13 protein-coding genes are annotated in these 12774 nt (G+C 38.4%); 7 read left to right on the forward strand and 6 right to left on the reverse strand.

The window, feature by feature from the left end; genetic code table 11:
* Nucleotides 1-63: 63 nt before the first annotated feature.
* The 5 genes from LVD16_RS02655 to LVD16_RS02675 all read right to left on the reverse strand — a co-directional run bounded on the left by LVD16_RS02655 (nucleotide 64) and on the right by LVD16_RS02675 (nucleotide 3236).
* Entirely contained in the window at nucleotides 64-522 is a 459-nt protein-coding gene (locus LVD16_RS02655) for a response regulator (RefSeq protein WP_233772037.1), read from the reverse strand.
* A 220-nt stretch (nucleotides 523-742) separates the two neighbouring features.
* Entirely contained in the window at nucleotides 743-1390 is a 648-nt protein-coding gene (locus tag LVD16_RS02660; protein ID WP_233772038.1) for a response regulator transcription factor, read from the reverse strand.
* Complete coding sequence (locus LVD16_RS02665) at nucleotides 1391-2179, reverse strand: sensor histidine kinase (RefSeq protein WP_233772039.1); 789 nt, start codon at nucleotides 2177-2179, stop codon at nucleotides 1391-1393.
* Nucleotides 2172-2831, reverse strand: coding sequence for a hypothetical protein (locus LVD16_RS02670; RefSeq protein ID WP_233772040.1), 660 nt, complete (start codon nucleotides 2829-2831; stop codon nucleotides 2172-2174). The genes LVD16_RS02665 and LVD16_RS02670 overlap by 8 nt, the downstream gene beginning before the upstream one ends.
* Before the next feature lie 51 nt (nucleotides 2832-2882).
* On the reverse strand, nucleotides 2883-3236 hold the full coding sequence (locus tag LVD16_RS02675) for a hypothetical protein (RefSeq protein ID WP_233772041.1): 354 nt from the start codon (nucleotides 3234-3236) through the stop codon (nucleotides 2883-2885).
* A gap of 150 nt (nucleotides 3237-3386) precedes the next feature.
* Between LVD16_RS02675 and LVD16_RS02680 the strand changes: the two genes are divergently transcribed.
* From LVD16_RS02680 to thrC, 7 genes are all read left to right on the forward strand, one after another.
* Complete coding sequence (locus tag LVD16_RS02680; protein WP_233772042.1) at nucleotides 3387-4319, forward strand: hydrogen peroxide-inducible genes activator; 933 nt, start codon at nucleotides 3387-3389, stop codon at nucleotides 4317-4319.
* Between the two features lies 1 nt (nucleotide 4320).
* A complete protein-coding gene (locus LVD16_RS02685; protein ID WP_233772043.1) occupies nucleotides 4321-5463 on the forward strand; it encodes a trans-sulfuration enzyme family protein in 1143 nt (380 codons plus the stop codon).
* Complete coding sequence (locus tag LVD16_RS02690; RefSeq protein ID WP_233772044.1) at nucleotides 5447-6313, forward strand: fructosamine kinase family protein; 867 nt, start codon at nucleotides 5447-5449, stop codon at nucleotides 6311-6313. Before LVD16_RS02685 ends, LVD16_RS02690 begins: the two co-directional genes overlap by 17 nt.
* A 127-nt stretch (nucleotides 6314-6440) precedes the next feature.
* Complete coding sequence (locus tag LVD16_RS02695; RefSeq protein WP_233772045.1) at nucleotides 6441-7184, forward strand: energy transducer TonB; 744 nt, start codon at nucleotides 6441-6443, stop codon at nucleotides 7182-7184.
* Between the two features lie 365 nt (nucleotides 7185-7549).
* A complete protein-coding gene (gene thrA / locus LVD16_RS02700; protein ID WP_233772046.1) occupies nucleotides 7550-10000 on the forward strand; it encodes a bifunctional aspartate kinase/homoserine dehydrogenase I in 2451 nt (816 codons plus the stop codon).
* Between the two features lies 1 nt (nucleotide 10001).
* Entirely contained in the window at nucleotides 10002-10925 is a 924-nt protein-coding gene (locus LVD16_RS02705) for a homoserine kinase (RefSeq protein WP_233772047.1), read from the forward strand.
* Between the two features lies 1 nt (nucleotide 10926).
* Complete coding sequence (gene thrC / locus LVD16_RS02710) at nucleotides 10927-12216, forward strand: threonine synthase (protein ID WP_233772048.1); 1290 nt, start codon at nucleotides 10927-10929, stop codon at nucleotides 12214-12216.
* A 34-nt stretch (nucleotides 12217-12250) separates the two neighbouring features.
* On the opposite strand, the gene LVD16_RS02715 is transcribed toward thrC, so the two are convergent.
* Nucleotides 12251-12712: a nuclear transport factor 2 family protein gene (locus LVD16_RS02715; protein ID WP_233772049.1), complete on the reverse strand. Its 462-nt coding sequence runs from the start codon at nucleotides 12710-12712 to the stop codon at nucleotides 12251-12253.
* Nucleotides 12713-12774 lie beyond the last annotated feature (62 nt).

Genomic DNA, 12774 nt, shown 5'->3' on the forward strand with positions numbered 1-12774 from the left:
AAAAAGCTACCTTCTTTTCGGAAGGTAGCTTTAATGAGTAGTTAAAACCAAACCAATAATGTTTTAAGCGTAGCCAATCTCAGCAAGGTGCTGAGTTTTACACTCGTCATAAGTTAAAGCTCTTCGCTGCTTATTTACACTTAAGTCACTCTCTCCTAATGCTTTCTTAATAGCATAGATCAAAGTGTTGTCTAAATAAGGCTTGATTAAAAAGGCACTGGCTTCTAAATTTCTGGCCGTTCTTATATAATCAAGGTTTAATTCTGAGTGCAAAAATATGGTCTTAATATGCTGAGTAGTTTTTTCATTTCTTAGCATACTTACCATGTCTAAACCGTCCAGAACTGCAATGTCAATACAGGTAATAAGAAGATCAGGACTGACTTCTTTTGCGCCATAGATGCCGTGAAGGCCATCATTGGCGTAGGTGAGCTGAAAATCAAAATGCGACAGGATACTGTGCATCTTTCTTCTTGCTTGCTCATCAGGATGAATAATCATGATGCTTTTACGTTCCATCATTAACGTCAGTTTGGGTCGATTAATGATAGCAAGTTAGTTAGTATGGAAATGTTATATTTTTAACAATTCTGAGATTTAATTAAACATCAGAACTATTCGGCCATAACTAATTGATAGACAGTATTTTACAATGGGGTGGATAAAAGCTTGGTTGGAACATTTGGGTAAATTACCCTATGAAATTAGGTAAATTTACCTAACGTATATTACGTAAGGTTTTTTAGTCAAGTAAACCTATTTCATATGCGTACTTTACCAGACCTACCGTATTTCGCACACCCGTCTTGTCCATAATTCGGGCTCTATGGTTATGTATAGTCTTTTCAGAAAGTGACAATTTCTCACTTATTTCCTTCATTGTCAATTCTCTACAGATAAGTAAAAGAATTTCTTTTTCGCGGTCGGTTAAACTGATGGTATTATTAAAAACGGGTCTGGTCTCGGCCTTTTTGCGGTCTTTTGCACCTTTTCTCAAAGCATTAACAACGATCTCATTTTGATAGAAATCATTCTTAACTACTGCAACAATAGCGTCTTGCACTTCTTCTGGTTCAGCATTTTTTAGCAAAAATGCATGAGCCCCAATTTCCATTAAATAAAAGATATGCTGCTGAGTATCATGCATAGATAGGATAATTACTTTGATATCCGGATAGCGGCTCAGCACCTTCTCCGTAGCTTCAATACCATCCATTACCGGCATTTCCAGATCCATTAGAATCACCTGTGGAGGATCTTCTTTCACTAAATCTAAAAGTTCCTTACCATTCTGAGCCTCTTTTACCTCAGTAACATTTGGAAATGTTTTCACCAATCTACTCATCCCCTTTCTGAAAAGGGTCTGATCATCTGCAATATATACCTTCATTTAGCCTCCTATAACAATACTGATGCGAGTACCTTCATTCACTGCACTATCGAACTTCACCTCGCCATTTAATAAACTCACCCTATTTTCTATGTTATACAACCCTATTCCTCTCTTTACATCCTCCTTTGTTTTCAGCAAATCGAAGCCTTTACCGTCATCACTCACCACCACTTCAATAGGATAATTCCAATTAATACTTACTTTAACCGATGAGGCTTGCGCATGTTTAAGCGCATTGTTGATTAATTCTTGAATTATTCTGTAAAGTAGAAGTTCGTCCTCTGCATTTAATTTAACTTTTTCTCCAATCTCATAAAAATTTATAGGTGTTTCTCGTGTAGATAATTTTTCACATAACTCACTTAAAGCCTTGCTCAAACCAAAGATTTCCAGGGAGGCCGGAAGTAAATCTTTAGATATTCTTCTTACAGTTTCAATGGTATCATCCAGCATTTCTTTAGCATCTACCATGGCCAGATCGAGTTCCTCCATGGGGATGGTTCCATTCTTCATCATATTGATACAGAGCTTAGTAGCGGAAAGCATGGCCCCCACACCATCATGAAGTTCCGTGGCTATTCTTCTTCTTTCTTTTTCCTGAGACTCAAGGGTTGATTTTAGGAGTTCCTTCTGATACTCAGCCTCTAATTGTTGAGTATGAATTTTATTTTGAAGCATTTTCTTTTGATAATAAACCACAAAGAAAATAATGCCACCTGCCAGAATCAGCATGCCCGCAGTGCCAAGCACTAGAATAAGTATAAGATTGGTAGATTCGCTATCCATTTTTAAAATTGTAAACGCTCCTTCTACATAAAATGAACCCGTAAGAAAGTCCCAGATTTTTCACCACTCCTAGAAAATTATGAAAGTCATAGGAAAGTATGGCCGAAGCTTGCTGTTGTTTTACTAAAGGGTCAAAGATCATGAAAACAAATAAGCTACCACTAAAGTAAAGTAAAAGGCTGGAGTTAAACCAGAAGGAAGGAACTTGTAAAGGGTCCTCAGCTACTTGCTTTCGAATAAACTGAATAAAATATAGAATGCCGTAAGCACTGAATATAACATTAGACAATGTTTTAATCTTATTCACATCAACAGCATTAGTTCCAAATTGAAACGTCAGCAATAGAAATATTAGTATCACTACTATTATTTGAATGACCCTTTTAGAACTCTTATTATCAAGCAGATAATAGTAGAAAAAAGAAACTAGAAGTATTTCCGCTACATTATATAACGGAGTAGATAAAGAGAGATAGTACCCAAAAAAATCCAATAATATCCTAAAACTGCCATCCGCCAAAAAGGAACAAGCAAGCAGGAATTTTAGTGAAGGATAGAACTTAAAGGGAGCTCGTAGCGAAATGAAAAATGCTACCCCTGAGCTTACTAATAGCAGATAGGAAAAGGTCTTATAAACTATATAGAAATCCATTATAGTTCAATAATAAAAAAAATACCCGAATGCCCGGGTATTTAATTTTAATCATCCACCTAAAGGATCACCAGGAGGAGGGCAATCTGGAGGACAACAATGTCCATTATCCAAAATAGGATCATCAGCACCACTCTGACTTACAGAGGTTGCTAGAATGTTACTTTGATTAGCAGTAGCAGGCACTAATATTAGTTTAGGGTTGCCATCATCGTCTATTGCAAAATAGATTCTGATTCCCATAGCAGCACCATCCGTGCTACTTTCAGCCAAAAGCTGCTGTATGCGATCCTTTCCAAAAAAGATTGCCTTAATTTCACCGGGGTTTTTATCCCGATAATTTTGTGTCCAGCGTGTAGCTGTAGACAAGGAGATAGGTCTCCCTTCCGTTCCGTTAAAAGCCATAACTATAAGTTTTTTAGTTAATATTAATTAGTAATATATTTATATTTTATTTTAAATCCAAATTTGACGATCTCAATTAAGTAATAGAAGTTACAATCTGCCCTATCGTATTTAGGCATTAATTGGTTAATTTGGCTTCAAACTTTTACTATGACTTTAATTCAATTCGAATATATAATTGCCGTTGATAATTACAGACATTTTGGGAAAGCTGCTGAGTCGTGCTTTGTTACACAGCCGACTTTAAGTATGCAGATTCAAAAACTGGAAGATCAATTAGGTGTATTAATATTTGATAGAAGTAAGCAGCCAGTAGCACCCACTGATTTAGGTAAGAGAATTATTGAGCAAGCAAGACTTGCACTCCATGAATCAAAAAAAATACAGGAACTTGTAGCTGAGGAAAAAGGCGAAGTAGCTGGTGAAGTGAGGATTGGGATAATACCAACATTAAGTCCTTATCTATTACCGCTATTTATTAACAGCTTTATTGAAAACTATCCGAATGTTAGGATTAAGGTAGAAGAGCTTAAAACACAAGAGGTAGTAAAAAAACTGAATAATAGCCAGCTAGATATTGGAGTAATAGTAACACCACTGAATGATCCTAACCTGGTGACTAAACCAATATTCTATGAGGAGTTTTACGGTTACGTCTCGCACAGGAGCAGTTTATTTAATGAAAAAACACTTCATGTAGAAGCCTTACCAGCTAATGAAATCTGGCTTCTAAATGAAGGCCATTGTTTTAGAGATCAAGTACTAAACCTCTGCCATTCTTATCAGGATAAAGACACCCAATTTAAGTATGAAAGCGGCTCTTTAGAAGCCCTCAAAAAAATTGTGGATAAGAACGGTGGTTTCACATTACTACCAGAATTGGCCACCCTAGATTTTGACAAGGCCAGTAAGAATAAACTGAGGAATTTTGAAGATCCGAAACCTGTGAGAGAAGTATCTTTAGTAATGCATAAGAGCTATTTAAAAAGAAAACTAGTAGAGGCGCTACATAAAGAAATTTTAGACGCCATACCAGATTATATAAACATACAAAAGCACGGTGAAGTAATTAAATGGAAATAAAATGAGTAAACAATCTAAATCTACTATCTGCGTACATGCCGGAACAAAAGTTGATCCCGCCACCAAAGGAATGAATACCCCCATCTACACCTCCACCGCTTATGATTATGTAGATGTAGATTTGTATGCATATCCTCGTTATTTCAACACTCCTAATCAGAGAGCAGTAGCAGAGAAAGTAGCACAGCTGGAAAACGGTGAAGCTGCTACCATATTCAGTTCAGGAATGGCAGCTATTTCCACGGCCTTATTCGCTCAGCTGAAAACCGGTGATCATGCTATTTTTCAGAATGACCTTTATGGTGGCACTCATAATGCCATTACAACGGAGTTAACCCGCTATGGGATAGAATTTACCCTGGTAGATAGTCTGGAGCCTGAAGCTTATGCTAAAGCCATAAAGAGCAATACAAAAGTCATTTACATTGAAACACCGTCCAATCCACTATTAAAAATTGTGGACATAAAAGCGATTGCTGACATAGGGAAAAGCCACAATGTAATTACTCTGATAGACAATACCTTCGCCTCACCTATCAATCAAAACCCTATTGATTTAGGAATAGACATAGTGCTTCATAGCGGCACCAAGTATCTGGGAGGCCATAGTGACCTGAGCTGCGGCGTGGTGGTTGCCAGCAAATCAATCAATGACAAGCTATGGGATTCTGCCATTCATTTTGGAGGTAGCCTTGAGCCTCAGTCATGCTATTTGCTAGAAAGAAGCATGAAGACCTTGGCGCTAAGAGTGAAGCAGCAAAATGAAAATGCGCTTAAAATAGCGCAACATTTGGAACAGCATAAACTTATTAATAATGTCTACTACCCAGGTCTAACTAACCATCCACAACATGATTTAGCCAAAAGCCAAATGAAAGGCTTTGGAGGCATGCTATCATTTGAGGTTCCTGGTAATCCGGATAAGTTTGTGAAAAGTCTTTCTTTAATAAAATCGGCCATGAGTCTTGGAGGGGTAGAATCTACCATTACATCTCCTTCACAGACTTCTCATTCTAAAATATCTAAGGAGGAAAGAGAAAAAGTGGGTATTTCTGATCAATTGTTAAGGTTCTCTGTTGGTATAGAAGAGGCCGATGACCTTATCAATGATTTAGAAAAAGCACTTCATGCAAATTCCAAATGAGATATTAGAATATTGTAAACAAACCATAGGAGTTCCTTCAGGATTTAGCCCTGCCTCCGGCGGCTGTATAAATAATGGAGGCACGGTAAAAACAGCTCAAGGAATGTTTTTCATCAAATGGAATGATGCGAAGAGATTCCCAAACATGTTTACAGTGGAAAGTAAAGGTCTTGGGCTGCTAGCACAAACCAAGGCCATTAAAATTCCCGAGGTGATGTCTGTCTACGAAGGTGAGAGCTATTCCTGCCTCATCCTGGAAAATATTCAAGCTTCCTTGAAAACTTCGGATTATAATAGCAAACTGGGAGAGGGATTAGCCGATATTCACCATCACTCTAATGAAACATATGGCCTGGAACATACGAATTACATTGGTTCACTTTTTCAATATAACCACCCCTCTGAAAACTGGCCAGAGTTCTTTTATCATCAGCGAATAAAACCCCAGGTTGACTTGGCTCTTAGCAACAAGCAACTTTCCCAAGCAGATGCAGATCAATTTCATCTATTAAAAGAAAAACTGTCACAACTTTTACCTTCGGAAAAGCCCAGCCTCATTCATGGTGATCTTTGGGGAGGTAATGTAATGACTGACTCGCAGGGAGAGCCTGTGCTAATAGACCCGGCAGTAGCATACTCACACAGGGAAATGGACATCGCTATGACCAGACTTTTCGGAAGTTTCGACCAGGAGTTTTATGATGCATACCACAGCAGTTATCCGCTAGTTTCCGGATTTGAAGATCGCCTGGACTTATACAACCTATACCCAGTGCTAGTGCATGTCAATCTATTCGGTGGTAGTTATAGAAACCAAGCCATGCGTATTGTATTAAAATATACTAAATGAGGAATGATTTCCACATCTAGACCAATATTATAACCACATTTGTTTTTATAAAACCCTCATTATCAAATATTTATAATATTGGTATTATTTTCATATAGATGAATTACAACTAATGTAAACTGAAATTATGAAAAACATCAATAAGTTCGATATCAACATGTATACAGTGCTTTTTATAGGAGCATTAGCATTCATGATCTTTATAGCTGGCTGTGATTCACCTAAAAGCCACGATGAAGACGAGACTGATTCTACTGAAATGTCTTTAGATGAAAATGACATGGATGTAAACCCAACTACCACCAATAATTCTGCTAACGCCTCTACTCCAGATGCAACTATGCAGTCTTATGTAGATAGATATCCAAATATGGAGTATTCTTACATTCAAACAGAAGATGGAAACATTGCAACGCTGAAAGGAAACTATCAGGTTAAAGTAGATGGTATTGATAATGATGATGATATGGATGAATTCATCAAGTTTGTGGAGCAAAACTATGCTAACAAAGAATTATCAAGAAAAGAGTATAATAAGAATATAGAAGAAGAAGCTGAGCCAAAAAATGGTTTTGATGCTTACTATAGAGCTTTGAAAAACAACATTGAGTATCCTGAAGATGCTTTAGATGAAGAGGTTGGTGGTACTGTATTCGTTGAATTTATTGTAGACGAAAATGGTAAAGTAACTAACGTTACTCCAATGGAAGCCATGTATTATACTAAGAACAAAAAGTATATGGAAGAATTTGATCAGGCTGCTGTTGAAGCCATCAAAAAAACAGATTGGAACTGGACTCCTGCCAAGCAAGGTGATAAACCCGTAAAAATGAAGCTAGAGATTCCAATTACCTTTGCTGCTAATAGCTAAGAACAAAATTTTATTTTTAAATAAACAAGAAAGCTCATCCTGATCAGGATGAGCTTTTTTATTTTACAAAATTATAATTGGGATAATGTTAAATTCACGATAAAAAAATAATTATTAATTTTTCTATTTAAAATTAAACATTACCTTTGGCGCACCAATAAGTAATAACAGACCTGTGAATAACCTTTTCACACATATCGCCAACTCGATAACATCCTCATTCAGGATGGGCACTACTATTATTACAACAATTATTACCCCCTCGAGGGGTTAATCATACTATATTGCCTATTAGGGACTGGGTCCCGAACTGCTCAAAGCACATAATTCTTCTCATAATTTAATTCACTTAATTTCATCTGTTTATGCAGGTTTTAAAATTCGGTGGTACTTCAGTAGCATCAGCCAAAAACATAGCCCTCGTTAAAGATATACTCCTGGAAAAGAAAGAGAACGGAAACCTAGTTGCTGTGGTTTCTGCACTTGGTGGTGTAACTACTCTACTAGTAAACGCTTCCATCATGGCTTCCAATGGAGATACAGAATATTTAAAATTACTTTCTGAAGTAGAAAAGAAACATATCAAGACCACCCAGGAGCTTATCTCAGTTAAGAATCAAGGAAAGACATTAGGCAAGGTTAAAATATTCCTCAATGACCTGGAAGATATTTGCAGAGGAGTTTTCCTTATTCAGGAGCTATCATCCAAAACCAGTGATAAAATATTAGGGTTTGGTGAAAGGCTTTCTTCCACCATTATCACTGACTACCTGACCGATGGTGGACTTTCAGCCACTCTGGCCAACCCGCATGAATTTATCATTACTGATAATAATTACGGAAGAGCCAATGTAGATTTTAACATTACCAGCCCGAAAGTTCAAGAATATTTCAGCAGCAATAATTCAATTTATATTTGCCCGGGGTTCATTGCCTCTTCAAGAGATAACCAATCTACCACATTAGGAAGAGGTGGATCGGACTATACTGCAGCTATTCTGGCTTCATCGCTTGGCGCACCTGAATTAGAAATCTGGACTGATGTAAGTGGTATGATGACTGCGGACCCCAGGCTGGTAAGATCTGCATATGTGATAAAAGACATTTCATATGATGAAGCCATGGAGCTCTCTCATTTTGGTGCCAAGGTAATCTATCCACCAACCATCCAGCCTGCTTTGGAAAAAGGCATTCCTATAAGGATAAAAAACACTTTTAAAAAGGAAGATGAGGGCACACTTATCTCTGCCAAAGCATCCACTAATGGTAAGCTAATCAAAGGATTATCTTGCATCCAAAACATTGCACTATTGAACTTATCAGGAAGCGGCATGGTAGGAATACCAGATTTTTCGCATCGTTTATTTAGGGCTTTGAGTAATGCCAAAGTAAATGTAGTGCTTATAACTCAAGCGTCATCAGAGCACACTATATGTGTAGGAATAGATGCTGCAGATGCATCTCGCTCACAAGGTGCTATTGAGAATGAGTTTGCCTTCGAACTAGCTTCTCGTAAGATTAACCCAATTGAATTTGAGAAAGATCTGGCCATTATTGCTTTGGTAGGTTCTAATATGAAAGAGCAAGTTGGTGTTAGCGGAAACATGTTCAGCGTATTAGGTCAAAACGGAGTGAATATCAAGGCAATAGCTCAAGGATCTTCTGAAAAGAATATTTCTGTAGTGGTTAATGCTGTAGAAGTTAAAAAAGCATTGAACAGCTTACACGAAAGCTTCTTCCTCTCCGAGAAAAAAGTGATTAATGTGTTTATGATTGGGGTAGGAAATGTTGGTTCAGCATTGATAGAGCAGCTTAGAAAACAAAAAGCCTATTTATCACAACATCATCATATAGATTTGAGAGTAGTGGCTCTGGCCAACAGCCGAAAGATGTATTTCCAGGAGCGTGGCATAGATCTCAAGGAATGGAAAGAAAAGCTGGATGCTGAAGGCGAGGCCATGTCTACCAATGTATTCTTAAAGCAAATGGCTGACCTTAATCTAAGAAACAGCATCTTCATTGATAACACAGCAAATTCTGACATTGCTTCTGTATATCAAGGAGTACTCAAAGAAAGTATTTCTATTGTAACACCAAATAAAATAGCTTGTACCAATTCTTATCAAGAGTATCTAGACCTAAAGCAGACGGCACTAAAGTATAAAGCCAAGTTTCTCTTTGAGACCAATGTTGGAGCAGGCCTTCCGGTTATCAACACCTTAAATGATTTAATCAAAAGTGGTGATGAGATCATAAAAATTCAGGCCGTTTTATCTGGAAGTTTGAACTTCATCTTCAATAATTTCAACGAGAGCACCAAGTTCGCTGACATTGTAAAACAAGCACAAGTAGAAGGCTACACCGAGCCGGATCCAAGAATAGATCTAAGTGGTGTGGACGTAAAAAGAAAAATACTTATTCTCATAAGAGAAAGCGGTTTGAATATGGAAATTGATGATATCCCTTCCCGACCATTTATACCTGAAGATTGCATGCAGGCTCCAACTATCGACGGATTCTTTAGCAAACTGGAAGAGCATGAGGCTACGTTTCAGAAAATGATAGCTGACGCTAAAAAGGCCGGTAAGAAGATAAAATATGTAGCCACTTTCAATAAGGGTAAAGCCGAAACAGGTGTTCAACTCATTGAAAGTTCTCATCCGCTGTACAATCTGGAGGGCAAGGACAATATTGTACTTTTCACTACAAAAAGGTATCCTGAACAGCCATTGGTAGTAAAAGGAGCCGGTGCCGGAGCAGAAGTTACAGCTAGTGGAATATTTGCAGACATTATGAGAATAGCCAACGCCACCTGATATGAAAACAATAAAAGTTTTTGCTCCCGCCACGGTAGCTAATGTAGGTCCGGGCTTTGATGTTTTGGGTTTAGCCTTAGATGGCATCGGCGATGAATTGGAAGTAACGCTAAATGACAGCAAGGAAATCACCATTCATCCGATAGCTGGCTTTGAAGATTTGCCTGTAGATCCTAAAAAAAATGTAGTTGGTGTGGCCATCCAAGCTTTGCTGGACGATCTGGACGCTACCCATGGCTTTGATATTAAAATAAGCAAAAGAGTAATGCCAGGCAGTGGCCTGGGCTCAAGTGCTTCAAGCTCTGCCGCGGCCGCTTTTGCCGCTAACGAACTTCTAGGTCAGCCTTTTTCAAAAAAGCAACTGGTTAAATTTGCCATGGAAGGAGAACGCTGCGCTTCAGGAAAGGCCCATGCAGACAACGTAACTCCGGCCATCCTAGGAGGGTTTACCATAGTCAGAAGCTATACACCACTGGACGTGGTGAACGTTCCCTTCCCAGATGAGCTGTTTGTGGTGGTAGTTCACCCTCAGATAGAAGTCAAAACTTCTGACTCTAAGCGAATTCTCAAAAAGGATGTGAGTCTGGAAACTGCCATCGGACAGTGGGGCAATGTAGCAGGATTAATTGCAGGGCTAGCCTCTAGCGACTACGATCTTATTGGTCGATCTCTCGAAGACTATATTGTAGAGCCCATTCGCTCCGTTCTCATTCCGGGTTACGACGGTGCCAAATCACTGGCGCTAGAGCATGGCGCACTCGGGTGCAGCATCTCCGGTTCTGGCCCATCAATATTTGCCCTTACTAAAGGAAAAGAGGTCGCAGAAAAGATAGGTGAGCGGTTTAAAGAATACTATTCAAAATTAGAAATTGATCATAAAGTGTACGTTTCAGCCATTAATGCTGAAGGCGCTAAAGTAATATAACATGCAGTATTATAGCACAAAAAGAGAAGTAGCCCCAGTTAGCTTTAGAGAAGCTGTAATAAAAGGACTTCCTGATGACAACGGACTTTACATGCCTGAGTCAATACACAAATTACCTCAAGAGTTTTTCAACAACCTTCGTTCTAAATCCTTAGCTGAAATAGGTTTAACAGTGGCTGCACCCCTGGTGAGTGAAGACATTCCTCAGGCGGAGTTAGAACAAATAATTTCAGACACACTAAACTTTGACATTCCAGCTAATAAGGTAAAAGATAATATTTACGCCTTAGAGCTATTTCATGGACCTACTCTGGCTTTTAAGGATGTGGGGGCCAGATTCCTTGCAAGGTGCTTAAGTTATTTTTCAAAGGATGAATCCCAGAAAGTAACAGTAATTGTAGCCACCTCAGGAGACACAGGTAGCGCCGTTGCCCATGGATTTTTAGGTGTAGAAAATGTTGATGTAGTTATTTTATACCCGAAAGGAAAAGTGAGCTACCTGCAAGAAAAACAGCTTACTACACTAGGACAAAACATAACCGCACTGGAAATAGAAGGCACCTTTGACGATTGCCAGCGACTGGTTAAATCTGCGTTTTTAGATAAAGAGCTCAATCAAAAAATGAAGCTCACATCTGCCAATTCTATTAATATAGCCAGATTAATTCCTCAATCATTTTATTACTACTGGGCACAAGCACAACTATCTGGTCAAGATTTAGTTTTTTCTGTTCCAAGCGGCAACTACGGTAATCTTACTGCTGGCCTATTAGCTAAAAAAATGGGTCTGGCTATAAAAGGCTTCGTGGCATCCTCTAACGCTAATGACATAGTGCCAAAATATTTAAAAACTGGAAACTATGCTCCTACAGCATCAGTATCAACCATTTCTAATGCTATGGATGTGGGTAATCCGAGTAACTTTTATAGACTGCAGGAAATTTATGGCCATAGCTGGGATAATGTGATAAAAGACATAAAAGGTTACAGCTTTACTGATGCTGAGACAAAAGAAGCTATGAAGGCTGTTCATGATGAAACCGGGTACGTTCTAGATCCCCATGGAGCTGTAGGATACCTTGGACTTCAAAAATATCTATCAAATAATAAGAATGTGACTGGAGTATTTTTAGAAACAGCACATCCATCAAAATTCAAGGACACTGTAGAAGAAGTGATTGGAACAGTGGATATTCCTGAACGACTAGCAAAGTACGCCTCTCTAGAAAAGAAAAGTAAAGAAATGTCAGCTGACTTTAATGAATTTAAATCCTATTTGATGGGGAGATAAGAAAAGGCTGCCTGGGTGGCAGCCTTTCGTTTTATTATTTGGGTAAAATTTGAGCCGCAAAGGTCTGGCGCATGATCATTCCATCCTGCACCACAAAAGTATCAGTACCCAATGGCACATCTATATCACTGGTTTCTGCATGCCACACCACATAGCCTATTTCTTCCTGAACAGTAAGAATGTCTATATCTAAGGTAGTATCATCAATTGGAAAATTGGGAAGTAAGTTCTTATAATAGGTTTCTATCTCTTCCAAACCGATAAATGACCCATCAGGAGTTACAAGAATCGATTCTTCGGTATAATCTTCCATGATCACATCGACATCCCTCATACCGAATCCTGTGAAATGGTGATTCACAACAGCGGCAGTAACATCGGCGTCAACTACTGGACCACATGGAGGATTCTCACCCGGCCCTTCATCGTCATCATTACAGGAAAACAGACAAAGACTTAGAAATAAAAGGAGCAATTTATATGAGTAAGCTTTCATAGGTACAGATTGGTTGGTTTATCCTATGAAGCTGAGAAATATCAGATGTATTTAAAAAGTAG

The organism is Fulvivirga ligni (genome assembly GCF_021389935.1).
Lineage (GTDB): Bacteria > Bacteroidota > Bacteroidia > Cytophagales > Cyclobacteriaceae > Fulvivirga > Fulvivirga ligni.